This is a genomic window from Mycolicibacterium agri, from assembly GCF_002553505.1.
Classification (GTDB): Bacteria; Actinomycetota; Actinomycetes; order Mycobacteriales; family Mycobacteriaceae; genus Mycobacterium; species Mycobacterium agri.
Window position 1 is genome coordinate 1 of the sequence record NZ_PDCP01000013.1, and the last position, 17868, is coordinate 17868.

The window sequence follows — 17868 nt, forward strand, 5'->3', positions numbered from 1 at the left end:
ATAATCCAGGGATAAGCCTTCAGATACACAACAACCTCCAACAAGGTGGCTGTTGCAATCACCCCCAGAAATCGCCCCAGGCGATGGCGGACCTTTGTGTCTGCTCGCGCCACTAGGCGCGGCCTCATTCCCCTAAGGTGGTCCGGGATGACTCCTTTGGATCAGATCGCGCCCGCGTTCATCAAGATGGCGCATTCGATCGTGTGGGCGTCGGCGGCCACCGTCGACGCCGACGGGCGCCCGCGCAGCCGCATCCTGCACCCGATCTGGGAGTGGGACGGCACCGACCTGCTCGGCTGGATCGCGACCGTGCCCAGCCCGGTCAAGCGCGCGCACCTCTCGGTCCATCCGGAGATGTCGTTGAGCTATTGGGCGCCCAGCCACGACACCTGCAGCGCCGAGTGCCTCGTCGAGTGGTACAGCGACGACGAGACCCGAAAAGCGGTGTGGGACAAGTTCGCCAACGGCCCCGAGCCCGTCGGCTACGACCCGTCCATCATCCCGCAGTGGGCCGACGGCCCGACGTCGGACCAGTTCGCCGTGCTTCGGCTGAGCCCGTACCGGCTGCGCGTGATGCCCGGCACCGTGATGACCAAAGGCGAAGGCGAGGTGCTGCTCTGGCACTCATGACCGACGTCACCGCGTTGCCGCTGGCCCCGAAGAACCCGCTGTCGCTTGGCCAGTTGGTCAAGGCGGTGCGCAACCTCGACGCAGGCCAGGAAGTGCTGCGCGACGCGGGCGGACACGTCACCCGCATCCAGTTCGGACCGAAGTGGGCGGTGCCGCCCATCGTTGCGGTGTTCTCGCCGAACGGGATTCGCGACGTGCTGGGCCGTAACGACCCCGCCGCCGAACGCTGCACCGTGCACGAGGAAGTGCGCCACCTCGCCGGCGACAGTCTGTTCGTGCTGCCGAACGAACCGTGGCTGCCGCGCAAGCGTGCACTGCAACCGGTCTTCACCAAGCCGAACGTCCGCACTTTCGGCGGTCAGATGTCGCGTGCCGCGCAGGCGCTGTGCGAAAGTTGGCCGGAGCGCGGCGAAGTCGACCTCGACCGCGACAGCCGCCGGGTCACCATGCGATCGCTGGGCCGTTCGGTGCTCGGGCTGGATCTCAACGAGCACGACGACGTGATCGCCGAACACATGCACGTCGCGTCCTCCTACACCGCCGACCGTGCGTTGCGTCCGGTGCGCGCGCCGCGGTGGTTGCCGACGCCGGCCCGGGCCAGGGCGCGCGCCGCGGTGGCGGCCATGCGCAAGGTGACCAACGAGATGCTGCAGGCGTGCCGCGCGGACCCCAGCCTGGACGCACCGCTGGTGCACGCGTTGCTCGGGGCCACCGATCCCGCGACGGGCCAACCCATTTCCGACGACGACATCGTCAATGACCTGTTGATCTTCATGCTCGCCGGGCACGACACGACGGCGACGGCGTTGACGTACGCGCTGTGGGTGCTCGGTCACCATCCCGACGCGCAGCACCGCGTCGCCGAGGAGGCAGGCCGCATCAACCGGGAACTGACGCCGGAGGACGTGCCGCAACTGGGCTACACGGTGCAGGTGCTGCACGAGGCGCTGCGGCTGTGCCCGCCCGCCGCGGGTGTGGGCCGGACGGCGGTCCGCGACATCGCTGTGGACGGCTATCGCGTGGAGGCGGGCAGCCTCGTCCTGGTGGGAATCTATGCGGTGCACCGGGATCCGGAGTACTGGCCGCAACCGCTGACGTTCAACCCCGATCGGTTCAGCCCGGAGGCCGCCAAGACCCGCGACCGCTGGCAGTTCATTCCGTTCGCGGGCGGTGCGCGGTCGTGCATCGGCGAACACTTCGCGCGCCTTGAGACGACGCTGGCGCTGGCCACCATCGTCCGGTCGCATGAGATCCGTTCCATTGACGCCGAATTCGCAACCGACGTGCCGTTCACCACCGTCGCCAAGGGCCCGATCCGCGCACACGTCACGGCGCGACGATGACGGACCCGGTGATTCACGTCGCGGCGGCGGTGATCCTCGACGCCGACGGCCGCATGCTCGTCGTGCGCAAGCGGGGGACGTCGGCGTTCATGCAGCCGGGCGGCAAGATCATGCCCGGCGAGTCGGCCGTCGACGCCGTCCGCCGCGAGGTCGCCGAAGAACTCGGCGTCCGCGCCGACCCGTTGAGCGTCCGCGCGCTCGGCCGCCACGTCGCCGAGGCCGCCAACGAACCCGGGCACACGGTGGCGGCCGACGTGTTCGAAGTGGAGTTGACCGGCGAGCCCCGCGCGACGGCGGAGATCGACGAGCTCGCGTGGGTCGACCCCGACAAGCCCGGCGACATCGAACTCGCGCCGCTGACCCGGCACGCGGTGCTGGCCCTGCTGCGCTGATGCTTAGCGGCGAGTCAGCAGCACCGCCGACTCGAACGGCAGCCGCCGGAAGATCGCCCGCGAGATGCCCGTCACGCGCGCTGCCGCGTCGGCCTTGGGCACCACCCGCGGGTCGGTCAGCTCGATGTACCTGCCCCCGCGTTTCATCCGGGCCTGGCCCGCCTTGGTGATGTTCTTCAGCCAGTCCCGGTCCGGCCCGTAGGTCAGCAGAATCGCCACGCCGTCGTCGGTGGGAAACACGTTCAGCGGCGTCCGGTACGCCTTGCCGGATTTGCGGCCGACGTGCTCGAGGATGCCCATCCACGGTGCGAACCCCGCCCACAGCCGCTGGATCGGGTTGGTGACATGCCGGTTGAATCGGGCCAGCGATTGCGGCAGCTTCATACCGCCATCAAACTCAACACCATGGCCTACCTCAAGCCGCCGTGGTTCGTGCGCAAGATCATCAACAAGGTGGCGATGACCACCGGCGTCGGCAACAGCCAGACGCTGACCGTGATCAGGCGCGTCAGCAAACAACCGCAGCAGATCCCGGTCGTGGTGCCCGAGGTCGACGGCGTCAAGTACCTGGTGTCCACCCGCGGCGAGGCGGAATGGGTGAAGAACGTCCGCGCCGACCCGCACGTCAAGCTCAACGGCACCGCCTACGTGGCCAGCGAGGTCCCCGTCGAACAGCGAGCGCCGATCATCGCCGCCTACCGGCCGCTGGCAGGCAAGGTCGTCGAGGACTACTTCAAGAAACTGCCCGACGACGCCGATCACCCGACGTTTGCGCTGTCGCCGGGCTGAAAGCGCCTGGTTTCTGCGGCCAGGGCCGCGAGCGGACCGCCAGCACGACCCTCAGCGCAAAAACGAGGCGAGACCCATACCACTACACCCTGTAGTTGACGCCGCGAGGCCTGCTGGAACACTGGTAGCCATGTCCACCGACGTCTCCGCCAAGCTCTTCGCCGACGCGTGCGCCGTCATCCCCGGCGGGGTGAACTCGCCGGTGCGGGCGTTCACCGCCGTGGGCGGCACCCCGCGGTTCATCACCTCGGCCACGGGCTACTGGCTGACCGACGCCGACGACAACCGCTACATCGACCTGGTGTCCTCGTGGGGCCCGATGATCCTGGGCCACGCCCACCCGGCTGTCGTCGAGGCCGTCCAGAAGGCCGCCGCGGGCGGGCTGTCGTTCGGCGCGCCCACCCCGGCCGAGAGCGAACTGGCCGGCGAGATCATCGCGCGGGTCGGGCCCGTCGAGAAGCTGAGGATGGTCAACTCCGGCACCGAGTCGACCATGAGTGCCATCCGGCTGGCCCGCGGCTACACCGGCCGCACCAAGATCATCAAGTTCGCCGGCTGCTATCACGGCCACAGTGACGCACTGCTGGCCGACGCGGGCTCCGGTGTCGCGACGCTCGGGCTGCCGTCGTCGCCCGGTGTCACCGGCGCCGCGACCGCCGACACGATTGTGCTGCCCTACAACGACATTGCCGCCGTCGAGGAGGCATTCACCCAGTTCGGCAACGAGATCGCCGCGATCATCACCGAGGCCGCAGCGGGCAATATGGGCACCGTCGCGCCGCAGCCCGGCTTCAACGCCGAGCTACGCCGCATCACCGCCGAACACGGCGCGCTGCTCATCGTCGACGAGGTGATGACGGGTTTCCGCGTCAGCCGATCCGGTTGGTACGGCCTTGATCCCGTCGACGCCGACCTGTTCACCTTCGGCAAGGTGATGAGCGGGGGGCTGCCCGCGGCGGCGTTCGGCGGCCGCACCGAGGTGATGGACAAGCTGGCCCCGCTCGGACCCGTCTATCAGGCGGGCACGCTGTCGGGTAATCCGGTCGCGATGGCTGCGGGATTGGCGACGCTGCGGGCGGCCGACGACGCCGTCTACGCCACGCTGGACGCCAACGCCGGCCGGCTCACCGAGCTGATCGCCGGCGCGTTGTCGGCGGAAGGCGTCAAGCATCGAATCTCGCGGGCGGGCAACATGTTCAGCGTGTTCTTCACCGACGCGCCGGTGACCGACTTCGCCTCGGCGAAGGCAAGCGAGACCTGGCGGTATCCCGCATTCTTCCACGCGCTGCTCGATGCGGGCGTCTACCCGCCGTGCAGCGCGTTCGAGACGTGGTTCGTCTCAGCTGCGCTCGACGACGAGGCGTTCGACCGCATCGCCGCCGCGCTGCCCGCCGCCGCCCGCGCCGCCGCGGAAGCCAAACAGACATGAGCGACAAGACGATCGTGCACGTGATGCGGCACGGCGAGGTGCACAACCCGGACAAGATCCTCTACGGCCGCTTACCCAACTACCACCTGTCGGAGCGGGGCCGCGCGCAGGCGGAGGCCGTCGCCGACTGGTTGGCGGCCCGCGACATCGTCTACGTGGTCGCGTCGCCGCTGGAACGCGCGCAGGAGACCGCGACACCGATCGCCGAGCGGCACAACCTGTCCATCGACGTCGACGAAGACCTGATCGAGTCGACGAACATCTTCCAGGGCCAGCGGGTCTCGCCCGGCGACGGCGCGCTGCGCGACCCGCGCAACTGGTGGCATCTGCGCAATCCGCGCACACCGTCGTGGGGTGAGCCCTACCGTGACATCGCCGCGCGGATGACGGCTGCGCTGCACCGGGCGCGGACCAAGGCCGCAGGCCATGAGGCCCTCTGCGTCAGCCACCAACTGCCGGTGGAGACACTGCGCCGGGCCGTCACGGGAAAGCCGTTGCATCACTTCCCGACTCGGCGCCTCTGCAACCTGGCGTCGCTGACGTCGTTCTACTTCCACGGGGACACCTTCGTCGGCTGGGGCTATTCGGAGCTGGCCGGGCAGTGAAGCGGTGGATCGTCATCGCGGGCGCGGCGCTGGTCGCGCTCGTCGGATGCTCCACCGGTGACGACGCCGTCGCCCAGGGCGGCACCTTCGAGTTCGTCGCCCCCGGCGGCAAGACCGACATCTTCTACGACCCGCCCGAAACCCGCGGCACCCCAGGCCGATTGACGGGCCCCAGCCTGATGGACCCCGCCAAGACCGTGTCGGTGGACGACTTCAAGGGCAAGGTCGTGGTGATCAACGTGTGGGGGCAGTGGTGCGGGCCCTGCCGGTCGGAGATCACCCAGCTGCAGAAGGTGTACGACGCCACCAAGGCCGACGGCGTCGCGTTCCTCGGCATCGACGTGCGCGACAACAACCGTGACGCCGCACGCGATTTCGTTGTCGACCGCAAGATCACCTACCCGTCGATCTACGACCCGTCGATGCGCACGATGATCGCGTTCGGCGGCAAGTACCCGACGACGGTGATTCCGTCGACGATCGTGCTCGACCGCGAACACCGGGTGGCGGCGGTATTCCTGCGGGAACTGCTCGCCGAGGACCTGCAGCCGGTCGTGCAACGCCTGACCGCCGAACCGGATTCGCAGACATGACCGGGTTCGGCGAAATCGCCGCCGCGGGGCCGGTTCTTGCGGCCCTGGGCGTCAGCGTGCTCGCCGGGCTGGTGTCGTTCGCGTCGCCGTGCGTGGTGCCGCTGGTGCCGGGCTATCTGTCGTACCTGGCCGCCATCGTCGGCGCCGACCCCGAAACCCCCTTACGCCCAAACCGACATTTGGGCGAGAAAGTGCGAGAAGAACCCGCCAAAACGTCCGTTTCGACGAAGGCTCAGCGGCTCCGCGTCGCCGGCGCGGCCCTGCTGTTCGTGGCCGGCTTCACCGCGGTGTTCGTGCTCGGCACCGTCGCGGTGCTCGGCATGACCGGCGCGTTGATCACCAATCAGGTGCTGCTGCAGCGCATCGGCGGGGTGATCACGATCCTGATGGGCCTGGTGTTCGTCGGCTTCATCCCGGCCCTGCAGCGCGACACCCGCTTCGCGCCGCGGCAACTGTCGACAATCGGCGGCGCCCCGCTGCTGGGCGCGGTGTTCGCGCTGGGCTGGACGCCATGCTTGGGCCCGACGCTGACCGGCGTGATCGCGGTCGCCTCGGCCACCGACGGCGCCAACGTGGCCCGCGGTGTGCTGTTGGTCATCGCCTACTGCCTGGGCTTGGGAATTCCGTTCGTGCTGTTGGCCTTTGGCTCAGCGTGGGCCGTGCGCGGGCTGGGCTGGCTGCGGCGCCACACTCGTCAGATCCAGATCTTCGGCGGCGTGCTGCTCATCCTCGTCGGCGCCGCGCTGGTGACCGGTGTATGGAACGAGTTCGTGTCGTGGGTGCGCGACGCGTTCGTCAGCGACGTGAGGCTGCCGATATGACCTCCGCCTCCCCGCGAGCAGACGCAAAGGTCCGCAAAGTGCCAGGTGCGGCGGGACCTAAGCGTCTGCTCGCGCTGATGCGCAACACGTGGCGCACGCTGACGTCGATGGGCACGGCGCTCGTGCTGCTGTTCCTGCTCGCGCTCGCCGCGATCCCGGGCGCCCTGCTGCCGCAACGCAGCCTCAACGAAGCCAAGGTCGAGGAGTACATCGCCGAGCACCCGACGATCGGCCCGTGGCTGGACCGGTTGGAGGCCTTCGATGTGTTCTCCAGCTTCTGGTTCACCGCGATCTATGTGCTGCTGTTCATCTCGCTGGTCGGCTGCCTGGCTCCGCGACTCGTCGAACACATCAAAAGCCTGCGCGCCACACCCGTTGCGGCGCCGCGCAATCTGAGCAGGCTGCCCAAGCACCACACCGCCGAGATCCACGCCGACAAAGACGCCGTCGCCACCGCTGCGGAGCAGCGGCTCAACGGCTGGCGTCGCGTCACCCGCGCAGACGGCGACGGCGTCGAAATCTCCGCGGAGAAAGGCTATCTGCGCGAGTTCGGCAACATCGTCTTTCACTTCTCGCTGCTCGGCTTGCTCGTCGCGGTGGCCGTGGGCAAGCTGTTCGGCTACGAGGGCAACGTCATCGTGATCGCCGACGGCGGACCCGGGTTCTGCTCGGCGTCGCCTGCCGCATTCGACTCGTTCCGCGCAGGCAACACCGTCGACGGCACCTCGCTGACCCCGATCTGCCTGCGCGTCAACGACTTCGACGCGCAGTACCTGCCGTCGGGCCAGGCGCTGTCGTTCGCCGCCAACATCGACTACCAGGCCGGCGCCGACCTCGACACCGACACCTGGCGGCCGTACCACCTCAAGGTCAACGAGCCGCTGCGGGTCGGCGGCGACCGGATTTACCTGCAGGGGCACGGCTACGCGCCGACCTTCACCGTCACCTTCCCCGACGGGCAGACCCGCACGCAGACCGTGCAGTGGCGCCCCGACGACCCGGTCACCCTGCTGTCGTCGGGCGTGATGCGGTTCGACCCGCCCGGCGGCACCTACCCCGACCCCGAGGAGCGCCGCAAACACCAGCTGGCCATCCAGGGCCTGTTCGCGCCGACGGAGCAGTTGCACGGCACGCTGCTGTCGTCGAGCTTCCCGGCGCTGAACAACCCCGCGGTCGCCATCGACATCTATCGCGGCGACGCCGGACTCGACACCGGACGCCCGCAGTCGCTGTTCTCCCTCGACCCGCGACTCATCGAGCAGAACCGGCTGACGAAGGCGGCGCGGGTCAACCTGCGGGCCGGGCAGGAGACCACCCTCGACGACGGCACCCGGGTCCGCTTCGACGGCGCGCTGCCGTTCATCAACGTGCAGGTCTCCCACGACCCCGCGCAGGTCTGGGTGCTGGTCTTCGCGATGACGATGATGGCCGGGCTGCTGGTGTCGCTGATCGTGCGACGACGCCGGGTCTGGGTTCGGATCACCCCTGGTGGTGCGGGTACGGTAAGCGTCGAGCTGGGCGGGCTTGCTCGCACCGACAACTCCGGTTGGGGTGAGGAGTTCGAGCGGTCGACGCAGCGGCTACTCGACGGGCTCGACAGCGAGCCGGCCCAGCTGTCAAAGGAGAAGGTCTAGGAAGTATGAATACCGAGCGAGAAGCGAAGGCGGATCGCGCATGAATACCGAGCGAGAAGCGAAGGCGGATCGCGCATGAATACCGAGCACATCGACATCGGGCTGGCCCGTTATTCGGACTGGGCCTTCACGTCGTCGGTCGTCGTGCTCGTGGTCGCCCTGCTGTTCCTGGCCGTCGAACTCGCCTACACCCGCAGCCGTAAGGTCGCCGACCGCGAACTCATCGCGGCGGGCGCGCCCTCGGGCTCGGACGCCGCCGCGGTGAGTGCCGACAGCGACAGGCCCGGTGTCGTCGTCGACGCACCCAACCGCCCGTTCGACGAGCGCATCGGCCGGTCGGGGCTGCTGCTGGTGTACGCCGGAATCGCGCTGCTGTTCGCGTGCATCGTGCTGCGCGGCCTGGCCACCTCGCGGGTGCCGTGGGGCAACATGTACGAGTTCATCAACCTGACCTGCTTCTCGGGTCTGGTCGCGGCGGCCGTCGTGCTGCGCCGCCCGCAGTACCGCACGCTGTGGGTGTTCGTGCTGGTGCCGGTGCTGATCCTGCTGACGGTGTCGGGCCGGTGGCTCTACACCAACGCCGCGCCGGTGATGCCTGCGCTGCAGTCTTACTGGCTGCCCATCCACGTGTCGGTGGTCAGCCTCGGCTCCGGCGTCTTCCTGGTCGCCGGTGTGGCCAGCATCCTGTTCCTGGTCAAGATGTCCAAGCTCGGCGCGCCGGACGCCGAAGGCGGGCTCGCCCGCGTCGTCGCACGCCTGCCCGACGCCCAGACTTTGGACCGCATCGCCTACCGCACAACGATTTTCGCGTTTCCTGTGTTCGGCTTCGGCGTCATCTTCGGCGCCATCTGGGCCGAGGAGGCCTGGGGCCGCTACTGGGGGTGGGACCCCAAGGAGACGGTGTCGTTCATCGCCTGGGTGGTCTACGCGGCCTATCTGCACGCCCGCTCGACGGCGGGATGGCGGGACAAGAAAGCCGCGTGGATCAACGTCGCCGGCTTCGTCGCGATGGTGTTCAACCTGTTCTTCATCAACCTTGTCACCGTGGGCCTGCACTCGTACGCCGGCGTCGGCTGAGCCGGCATGTCAATGAGAGGGGACTAGCCGTTGTCTGACCATCCGTCGCCTGACTTCCGGTCGCAACAGCGGTTCACCAATCCGGCGACCCAGGAGGTGTCGCCACCGCCGGAGTGGACCGACCCCACGCCGCCGACCGGGTTTCCCGTCAGCACGCCTGATCCGCAGCCGGCCCCGGCGCCGCAGGCACCGTTGGACCAGCCGGTGAACCAGGCGCCGCTGCACCAAACCCCCCAAACATCCGAAGCGCCGCACCAGGGCCACAATCAAGTCCCGGCCTACCCCGAGCTGTCAACGGCGTCGCTGCTGCGCAACATCAAGCGGCCGCCGTCGTCGGGCTGGCGGCGCTGGGTGTATCTGCTGTCGGGCAAGCAGATCAACCTGGGCGAGAGCCCGAAGGTGGTGCACTACAACAACTTGCTCGCGCAGGTGAACCGGCCGCTGCAGGGCTGCTACCGGATCGCGCTGCTGTCGCTGAAGGGCGGCGTCGGCAAGACGACGATCACCGCCACGCTGGGCGCAACGTTCGCCTCGATCCGCGGCGACCGCGTGGTGGCCGTCGACGCCAACCCCGACCGCGGCACGTTGAGCCAGAAGGTGCCGCTGGAAACGCCGGCGACCGTGCGGCATCTGCTGCGCGACGCCGAGGGAATCGAGCGCTACAGCGACGTCCGCAGCTACACCTCGCAAGGCCCGAGCAGGCTGGAGGTGCTGGCCTCCGAAAGCGACCCCGCGGTGTCCGAGGCGTTCAGCGCCGAGGACTACACCAGGACGCTCGACGTGCTGGAACGGTTCTATAGCCTGGTCCTCACCGACTGCGGCACCGGGCTGATGCACTCGGCAATGTCGGCGGTGTTGGCCAAGGCCGACGTGCTGATCGTGATCAGCTCCGGGTCGGTGGACGGGGCGCGCAGCGCGTCGGCGACACTGGACTGGCTCGACGCGCACGGCCACGAGGATATGGTGAAGAACTCGATCGCGGTGATCAACGCGGTGCGGCCGAGGTCAGGCAAGGTCGACATGCAGAAGGTCGTCGACCACTTCTCCCGCCGCTGCCGCGCGGTGCGACTGGTGCCGTTCGACCCGCATTTGGAAGAAGGCGCGGAGATCAGCTTGGAACGGCTGCGGCGCGAAACCCGCGACGCGCTGATCGAACTCGCGGCGGTGGTTGCCGACGGTTTTCCGGGCACACGGGTACCCGACGACCTGTTCTAGGCCGCGCGGCTAGTTCGAACGAGGATTGTCCTTGTTCCCGAGCGAGCGCAAGAACTCTGGGTCGTCGTCGGGGCCGATCGTGCGCGTCGTCGGGCGGCTGGCCGTGGCATTAGTCAGCCGCCAGCCGAGGTAGATCAGCCCGGCCAGGACGAGTACGAGGAGCAAATAAGCCACGCAAAAAACCTCCTGCAAGTCAATATACGCGCCGTCGGTAGGCTCGGGCCGTGTCTGAAGCACGATCTGGATCACGCCTCGTCATCGACGTACTGGCGTATATGGGGGCCCGTCTGCTGCTCGTCGTCGCACTCACGGCAGTGATCTTCGGCGGAGGACGACTGCTCGGCATCCGCGACTTTCCGCTCGTGGTCGCGCTGCTGTTCGCCATCGTGATCGCGCTGCCGCTGGGCATCTGGCTGTTCGCCCCGCTGCGCCGGCGCGCCACCGCGAGCATCGCCGCGTTCGACGAGCGCAGGCGCCGCGAGCGCGAACAGCTGCGCTCCCGGCTGCGCGGCGAAGAGCCGCCTGCGGAGTAGCGGCGGTGGGAACGCGCGAGGCGTTCGGCGCCGAATTCGTTGGCGCCGAAGGGTTCCTCAATACGCCGACGTACGGTTTGCCGCCGAGCTTCGAGTTCGACGCGCTGCAGGAATGCCTGAGCGCCTGGCGGGCCGGCGCTGGTGGGTGCGCCGGTCGAGTCGGTGGCGATGGCGGCGAGCGCCTCGGCGGCGCTGAGCCTGGTGGCCGCCGCGGTGCCCGACGGCGCCCGGGTCGCGACGTTGACGGGTGAATTCACCAGCACCAGTTTTCCGTTCGCCGCACAAGAGGTGCGTGGCGTCAGCATCACCGAGCTCGGTCCCGACGAATTGGTCGCGACCGCCGCCGACTACGACGTGATCACCGCCAGCCTGGTGCAGTCGGCCACCGGCGCGGTGTTGGACGTCGACGCGCTGCGGGCCAACGTTGCGGGCACCGACACGCTGATCGTCCTCGACATCACACAGGCGCTCGGCTGGAAGAACATCGCGCTGCCGTGGGCCGACATCACCGTCGCCGCCGCGTACAAGTGGCTGCTGGCGCCGCGCGGCACCGCGTGGATGTCGTTGAGCGACCGCGTCGCCAGCCGAATGATCCCGCACGCCGCCAACTGGTATGCCGGCGAGGAGCCGTGGGAGTCGATCTACGGGCTGCCGCTGCGACTGGCCGCCGACGCGCGCCGGTTCGACGTGTCGCCGACGTGGTTCAGCGCGCTCGGGTGCGGGCTGACGCTGCCGTGGCTGGCGTCGCTGGACCGCGCGGCCGTCGAGGCGCACACGCTGGGACTCGCGAACCGGTTGCGCACTGAACTCGATCTGCCGCAAGGGAATTCGGCGATCGTGTCGATCCCGACGGCGGCCGCCGACCAACTTGCCGAGGCGGGGATCCGCGCCTCGATCCGCGCAGGCGCCGTCCGCGTGGGCTTCCACCTGTACAACACCGACGACGACCTGGACCGCCTGCTTGACGTGCTGCGCTAGCTCTCACCCCGCGGCGTCCTGCGCTCAAGGGTGAAGTGTGATTGTGCGGGCGCCGATATTGCCTGCGCTGTCGCGGATCTTGAGCCTCCAGGTGATCGGCGCAACCGGCGGCGGCGCAGGTCCGCCTGGGGGGACAGGCGGCGGCGGTGCGATGGTCACCGTCGCGGTGGTTCCGGCGATCGTGACTGTTGCGCGCGAGGTGCTCGGCGGTTGGTCGACGACGGTGAACGGTCCTGTTCCGCCGGTGACGGTCAGTGCCAGTGGGGCGGCTTGTGTCACATCGAAGGTGGCCGCATCGAGGGTGAAGTTCGGATTGACGGTGATGTCGAAGGCGCGTTCCACACCGGGCGCGAAGCGCACGACGACATGGACGACTTGCGACGCCTCGACGAACCGGTCCCCGGTAGCGGTGAATTTCCACCGCTCCCCGCGGGGCGGGCGGTCGCTGTCACGACTGGCGCGCAGCACAGTGCCGGCGACGACGATGCTCGGCGGGCCCGCGACCTTGATCGGCAGATCCAGATCAAATGAGCCGTTGGCGGTCATTGTGGCGGGTCCGCCGCCGACCGGCAGTGCGGGCAGGTCGGTGACGGTGACGAGAAAGTCGCGCACCGGGATCCAGAACTCTTTGTCGAGATAGCTGCGCCTGCCGGCCAGGGTCGAGACGTCGGGATGGTCGAGGTCGAACAGCGTGGGGTCGGTCGGCCGGACCGGAGCCCAGATCCGAACCCGTACATCGGTGGGCAGCGTCACCCCGGCAGACGGCTTGTCGACGGTGAGCTGCCATCCGCCGCCCGCGGGCCGGGGCGTCACCGTGACACCCTTGTCGCCGACGGCTTGCCATCCGATGGTGCTGTGCCCTGCGACGGTCAGGTCGTGCTTTTCGGTGATGAATCGGGCGATCTTCGGGCCCGTGGGAGCGACGCCCGTTGCGGGGGGCATCTGCCAGGGCACGTCGTCCGGCCCCAGCATGACCTTGCTTTCGACGGTGATGGTCGCCTCCGCGGTGTGCGCGTCCGAGTCGGCAGGGTGCGCGAGTGCGTCGGGAGCGGTCGCCGACCACACCGCTGGACTTGCAGGCACCAGGTAGCAGCCCAGGGCCTGCCATACTCGCGGGGGGATCGGGACAATCGCACGCAGCCGTGGCCGCATCAATGTGTTTTTGGGGACCTGAAGGAGCTGTGTGAGCGTGGCGGCGCCGCCCACGGGTGGGCCGTCGACCGTCAGCGGGGTCGGTGCCGGCGCCGTGGCGCTCACCGGCTCGTAGAGGTCTTCGGGCAGCAACGCGTCGGCGGCGGGTGCGAATTGCACAATGTCGGCCTTTGCACCGAAATCGAAGTAATCGTTGAAGGTCAGTAGGTGGGAGCCGGGCTCGTCGCATGCTGCCAGTGCGGTGTTACGGCTCTGGTAGCCGTCGGCGTAGGACATCAGCCGCACCGCGCCGCCGAGTTGTTCTGTGACGTTGGCGTTCGACATGTTCGCCGCGACCGACAGTTGGGCGTTGAACTTGTCGTCGACCGACAGCAGAGTGGAATAGAGGTTGCCGCTCTTGCGACTTGCCTGTTGTTCAAGGAAGTTTCGCGGCCCGTCGGGCAGTAACAGCTTGATGAAACCCATGAACGGCGTCCAGGCTTTCATGTCCAGCGCCCGAGTCAGCGCCCGTCCGAGCACGACTTTCCAGTCTTTCGACTGGGGCACATCGTCTTGCACTTTGGGGATGGCGTCGATGATGGCCTGGTTCACCGGGTTGAAGACGCTCGACCAGTCGTCGAAGTTCGTCGACAGAATCGCACGGCGGGCGTCGGCATCGGGCAGCGCGGGCCCGAGGATCACGAAGCTCCAGATGATTTGCATCAATCCACCGATGCTTGCGATCTCGAACCAGTTGCTGTCTTCGAATCCGGCCGCGCCCAGGTCCGCGAGCGGGTGGTAGTCCATCCATTTGACATCGTTGCGATCTCTACCGTTGGCTACCAGCACATCTCGAACGGTCCGAAACGCGCCTTGCAACGGTAATGCGCCCAGAATTGGTCCCCACCAAGTGTTTTGGAGCGTATGGGTGAGTTCGTGATCGGCCAGTGAATCCGCAAGGGTCAACCTGGTACGGGGCCCTTCGGGTACCTGCGCTTCGGCAGGGTATGCGAAGACCGGCCCCCCTCCTGGCTCGGGGCGAGTCACTCCGGTCTTGACGAATCCGCGTACGTCCAGCTTGAAGGCGCCGCTTGCGTCGGGCGCGATCTCCTGTCGGTACCGCCGTGGATGGTCGTCGGCATCCGGCTCCCAGAAGTGAGAGGTGCCGTTCTTGGTGATCTTCAGTTCGGTCGCCAGCAGCCAGTAATCGGCGCCGGCGACCGTGACCGGCTCCCAGTAGTCGCCGAAATCCGGATGCATGTCAGCGGGCCGCGGGTTCGCCTGCAGGAAGAATCGCCAACCACTCGGTTGTCGGTCGGCCGTGAAGCCCGGCCCGCTCGTCGGGATTGCCGGCACCAGCCCCATGATCGCGTTCGGCCACGTCCCATAGGTACTCGGCTTGTCGCCCCCGGTGTGTTTGACAAATCGAGCCGACGACAGCCTGGTGTTGATCGTGGGGCCCGCGGCGGTGCATTTGGTCAATGTGAACGGCCCGGCTCCGATGAGCTCGTCGACCGTGTCGACGCCGACCGTTCCGACCGCCGCGATTTCGCGTACCAGCCGCGGTGAGTCGTCTATCAGCACCGCCTGTTTGGCCGCGAACAGCGCCGTCGAAGCAACGGTTGCGGTGAGCACGTCACCGGTCTGAGTTATGTTGGTGCCCTTGTCGGTTCCCCGGTTGGTCTCCTTGAGCCGTGCGACTTTGACGCGTCCGGCTGCCAACCCGCTCGGCGCTTCGTCGAGCGTGATCGATGCGTCTACCGCGGGTGTCCCTGGGGTCCCTCCGGGTCCGGGCGGTCCGGCCCCTACGGCCTCGGCGACGGCGGTGACACGGCCGTACCGACTGTCCGTCCCCGATGTCACCTGCACCAGGTCGTCCACGGCGAAAGGTTGATTGCCGGAGAAGGTGATCCGCGTAGGGCTACCCGTCGGGTCGGTGTAGGCGCCGTTGGCAGCGGTGCCGTCGGGGGCCAGCCGGTAGAGCGTGGATCCCGCGACCGCGGTTCCACCCAAAGTGGGTGTTACGGTCACGGCCAGCGACACCGAGTCCACAGCGGTGTAGGCGTGCGGGCGTTCGGCCGGCGCACCACCACCGGTTGGCGCACAACGGTATACGTCTCCCACTGACACCGGGTGAGCGGGCGCGGCGAGCTCGATCTGGTTCGGTTTGGCGGCAGCCGCTCGTAACGTCCAGCCGCTGCTGGTAAGTGTCGAGACGGTGAGCTTCTGCACGGTGACAGAGCCGCGCAGGTCGGGTCGGCTCTTGAACCGGGCAGGCAGCTCGTGGTCGAGGATCGCGACCGGCTCCGCCGCTGCCACGACGGTGAGTGCCGTCCCGTATGCCGCCGCGAGCGGTCCGGCCGAGATGCCCAGCACCGTGCCTTTGGCGATGCCCGAATCAGTTGGCACATCCACGGCGAACCACGCTTCGGGGACAAGATCAGCGGTGCTGATCTGCCCGCTGGTGACGCCGTATTCGTCCACGGTCAGCGTGGCGCGATCGCCGCCGGAGGTCGGTGCGGGCATCGACTCGGGCAGCGGATGGGCGAGAAACACGGTGCCGCGCGCGTGCTTCTCGCCGGCTTTGGCATGGTCCTCGAAGGTCTGCCCGGTGGGGCGAACGCCGACCGCGTTGCCGGGTCCGCGTGTCCACCAGCAGGCGTACACCCTCTTACGCCCGTCGCTTGTGCCGGTGATGACAAGGATTGAGGAACGGGCAACGAATGCGAACCGGCGGGTGTCGAGGCTGGGCGTCCCGTCGGCCTTGGGTGTCCCCCCGATGTCATCGAGTTCGAGCACCCGGGGTCGGTCCAGCTGGCGGAAGTAATGTCTGCTCTCCCACGCCACGTGGCCGATGGTGATGCATCGATCACCCCCGATCCCCGCAAAACCCCTTGGTACGAAGCCGTTCAGCGCCAGCCCCATGGTGCCGAGCCGAGCGCTTCCCGTCGCCCCGCGCAGACCGAAGATCGAGTGCTGCGGCCAGGCGTGCCGACCGCCGAAGTAGCCGAAGAGCCCGATGACTTCGCCGTAGAAGTTGAGTGGGGCGAACAGGAACAGTGACAGGGAGGTCAGGGTCGCACCCCATGTCGGGCCCAGCAGCAGTGTCAGGAAGAAGTTCCACCCGGCGAAGTGCCCGTCATGGTCGGGACGGGTCAGGGGGTCGTAATGACTCAGCGCGTATGCGTGAATCATGTTGGACGGGGCCTCCTGCGGCAGACCAGCGGCGGGCTGGCCGGACAGGCGACGGGGATCGTCAGCTTCGCCGTGCCACGGGTCCGGGGTGAGGAAGCCGCCGGTTTCCGGGTCGAGTTCGCGGGCGCCGAAGCAGATCAGCGGTGTGTTGCCGTCGGCGATGTGTCCGAACAACGTTGGGCGCCAACCGACGCCGACTTCGACGTGGCCGAACGGTGGTTGCAGCGCGTCGCGGAATCGCCACCCCGTTTCGGCGTTGGCCACGCCGAGCAGGCTGCCCAACGGGTCGGTGAGGTAGATCTCGTCGATGGCGTCATCGGCGTCGCATCGGGCAATCGCCCGTCCGTTCCACCACAGGAAACGGCAGACGGGGTCGCCCGCTGTCGTGGTGACCGACCACAGCCGGCCGGTCGTGTCGCGATGTTCGTGATAGCCGATGCCGTTCACCGTCAATGAAATCCGTCGACCGATTCCGTCCCAACCGTATTCGACGGTGCTGTCGGGTGTGGTCACCGAGGTGAGTTGACCCAGGGGGTCGTATCGGTAACTTGTGACGTGTTCGCGACAGGTCCGGGTCACGCGTCTGCCGTTTCTGTCGTACTCATAGCGCACGGTATGCATCGGCCCGATCAGTTTGCGGATCCGGGCACCGGCATCGGTGCGCACGACAGTGCGTATGCCGTCGGTAACCATTGCGCTCAATTCGTTGCCCGTGTATTGGCGAGCGTGTTGGGTCGACTGCGAAGTACTCGCGTCGTGCTCGGTCCAACCGGTAAGCCGTCCGCGCTTGTCGCGGGTGTACTCGACGACCCGTCCACCGTGCCACGTCCGACGACTGACTCTGCCTGCCACATCCAAATCGGTGTCGACGACCGGTGTTTCATCTTGGTCGATCCACCGCTGACGACAGTCGAGGGCGATTTCGCTCCAGCAGCGTGATGGAACGGCGGCGCGGTCGACGGCGAACTGGGTTTGATCTGGCGATTCGGTGACGGTGAGCAGCGTGGGGCCGTTCAGCCGGCTCAGCTGCCAGCGTCCGTCTGCCCAGGCACAGACCAAGTCGTCGAAGCCGGGAGCGCTCACTCGTCGTGGTCGGCCGTCGTCGTCGGCATCGATCCGAAGAACCGCGCTCTCGCGCTCGATGCGAATGCTGCGCTCGCACAGCTCGGTTCGGGTGGCGATGCCGGTCGCATCGGTCACCTCCAACCGATGAGTCCTGTCGACCTGCGCGGCTTGTGAGGGTGAGAGGCCGAAGGCGCGCAGGGCCGCCGGAATGGTGACTGGAGTCGTCAGCTCGATGAGCGGCGTTCCTTCGCCGGTGACCACACCGAGGTAGCCTGCATCCTCGTCACGGTGCACGATGAGCTCGGTGCCGTCGGCCATTTCGATACCGACGGTGTGTCCGGCCGCGTCGCGCCATAGTCGTCGCCGCCCGCGGGCCGGGTCATCGAGTGTGACTTGGGTCGCTCGCTGCGTAGCCCGTTGATCCGTGGTCGTCATCTC

Annotated in this window: 15 protein-coding genes and 1 pseudogene; 13 read left to right on the forward strand and 3 right to left on the reverse strand. The window is 67.8% G+C overall.

Annotated features, from left to right (window positions below; all coding sequences use genetic code 11):
- Positions 1 to 147 precede the first annotated feature (147 nt).
- From CQY20_RS09085 to CQY20_RS09095, 3 genes are read left to right on the forward strand one after another with little or no spacing between them, the layout of a single operon-like run.
- The gene (locus CQY20_RS09085) at positions 148 to 630 is read left to right on the forward strand and encodes a pyridoxamine 5'-phosphate oxidase family protein (RefSeq protein ID WP_097939755.1); all 483 of its coding nucleotides are present in this window, start codon (positions 148 to 150) and stop codon (positions 628 to 630) included.
- Positions 627 to 1973: a cytochrome P450 gene (locus tag CQY20_RS09090; RefSeq protein ID WP_097939756.1), complete on the forward strand. Its 1347-nt coding sequence runs from the start codon at positions 627 to 629 to the stop codon at positions 1971 to 1973. The genes CQY20_RS09085 and CQY20_RS09090 overlap by 4 nt, the downstream gene beginning before the upstream one ends.
- Positions 1970 to 2365, forward strand: coding sequence for an NUDIX hydrolase (locus tag CQY20_RS09095; protein WP_097939757.1), 396 nt, complete (start codon positions 1970 to 1972; stop codon positions 2363 to 2365). The genes CQY20_RS09090 and CQY20_RS09095 overlap by 4 nt, the downstream gene beginning before the upstream one ends.
- Positions 2366 to 2368: 3 nt before the next feature.
- On the opposite strand, the gene CQY20_RS09100 is transcribed toward CQY20_RS09095, so the two are convergent.
- Complete coding sequence (locus tag CQY20_RS09100; RefSeq protein WP_097939758.1) at positions 2369 to 2749, reverse strand: nitroreductase family deazaflavin-dependent oxidoreductase; 381 nt, start codon at positions 2747 to 2749, stop codon at positions 2369 to 2371.
- A gap of 21 nt (positions 2750 to 2770) precedes the next feature.
- On the opposite strand from CQY20_RS09100, the gene CQY20_RS09105 reads away from it, so the two are divergent.
- The 8 genes from CQY20_RS09105 (at position 2771) to CQY20_RS09140 (ending at position 10528) form a co-directional block, all read left to right on the forward strand.
- Positions 2771 to 3154 (forward strand): nitroreductase/quinone reductase family protein, encoded by a 384-nt coding sequence (locus CQY20_RS09105; protein ID WP_097939759.1) that lies wholly within the window; start codon positions 2771 to 2773, stop codon positions 3152 to 3154.
- 130 nt (positions 3155 to 3284) lie between these two features.
- The gene (gene hemL, locus CQY20_RS09110; protein ID WP_097939760.1) at positions 3285 to 4583 is read left to right on the forward strand and encodes a glutamate-1-semialdehyde 2,1-aminomutase; all 1299 of its coding nucleotides are present in this window, start codon (positions 3285 to 3287) and stop codon (positions 4581 to 4583) included.
- Positions 4580 to 5188 (forward strand): histidine phosphatase family protein, encoded by a 609-nt coding sequence (locus CQY20_RS09115; protein WP_097939761.1) that lies wholly within the window; start codon positions 4580 to 4582, stop codon positions 5186 to 5188. The genes hemL and CQY20_RS09115 overlap by 4 nt, the downstream gene beginning before the upstream one ends.
- Positions 5185 to 5781 carry a TlpA disulfide reductase family protein gene (locus tag CQY20_RS09120; RefSeq protein WP_097939762.1) on the forward strand — a complete coding sequence of 199 codons (597 nt, stop codon included), beginning with the start codon at positions 5185 to 5187 and terminating at the stop codon, positions 5779 to 5781. The genes CQY20_RS09115 and CQY20_RS09120 overlap by 4 nt, the downstream gene beginning before the upstream one ends.
- Positions 5778 to 6602, forward strand: a complete 825-nt coding sequence (locus CQY20_RS09125) for a cytochrome c biogenesis CcdA family protein (RefSeq protein WP_097939763.1) — start codon at positions 5778 to 5780, stop codon at positions 6600 to 6602. The genes CQY20_RS09120 and CQY20_RS09125 overlap by 4 nt, the downstream gene beginning before the upstream one ends.
- Positions 6599 to 8236 carry a cytochrome c biogenesis protein ResB gene (resB, locus tag CQY20_RS09130; protein ID WP_097939764.1) on the forward strand — a complete coding sequence of 546 codons (1638 nt, stop codon included), beginning with the start codon at positions 6599 to 6601 and terminating at the stop codon, positions 8234 to 8236. The genes CQY20_RS09125 and resB overlap by 4 nt, the downstream gene beginning before the upstream one ends.
- A 75-nt stretch (positions 8237 to 8311) precedes the next feature.
- Entirely contained in the window at positions 8312 to 9313 is a 1002-nt protein-coding gene (gene ccsB / locus CQY20_RS09135; protein WP_097939765.1) for a c-type cytochrome biogenesis protein CcsB, read from the forward strand.
- Positions 9314 to 9343: 30 nt separating this feature from the next.
- Positions 9344 to 10528 (forward strand): MinD/ParA family ATP-binding protein, encoded by a 1185-nt coding sequence (locus tag CQY20_RS09140; RefSeq protein ID WP_097939766.1) that lies wholly within the window; start codon positions 9344 to 9346, stop codon positions 10526 to 10528.
- Positions 10529 to 10537: 9 nt separating this feature from the next.
- On the opposite strand, the gene CQY20_RS34780 is transcribed toward CQY20_RS09140, so the two are convergent.
- Positions 10538 to 10702, reverse strand: a complete 165-nt coding sequence (locus CQY20_RS34780; RefSeq protein ID WP_097939865.1) for a hypothetical protein — start codon at positions 10700 to 10702, stop codon at positions 10538 to 10540.
- 50 nt (positions 10703 to 10752) lie between these two features.
- Here CQY20_RS34780 and CQY20_RS09150 point away from each other — a divergent pair, with 50 nt between their 5' ends.
- A complete protein-coding gene (locus tag CQY20_RS09150; protein ID WP_097939767.1) occupies positions 10753 to 11061 on the forward strand; it encodes a DUF4229 domain-containing protein in 309 nt (102 codons plus the stop codon).
- 5 nt (positions 11062 to 11066) lie between these two features.
- Positions 11067 to 12039 (forward strand): annotated as a pseudogene (locus CQY20_RS09155) (aminotransferase class V-fold PLP-dependent enzyme).
- A 24-nt stretch (positions 12040 to 12063) separates the two neighbouring features.
- Here the strand turns inward: CQY20_RS09155 and CQY20_RS09160 are convergent.
- A complete protein-coding gene (locus CQY20_RS09160; protein ID WP_097939768.1) occupies positions 12064 to 17865 on the reverse strand; it encodes an RHS repeat protein in 5802 nt (1933 codons plus the stop codon).
- Positions 17866 to 17868 lie beyond the last annotated feature (3 nt).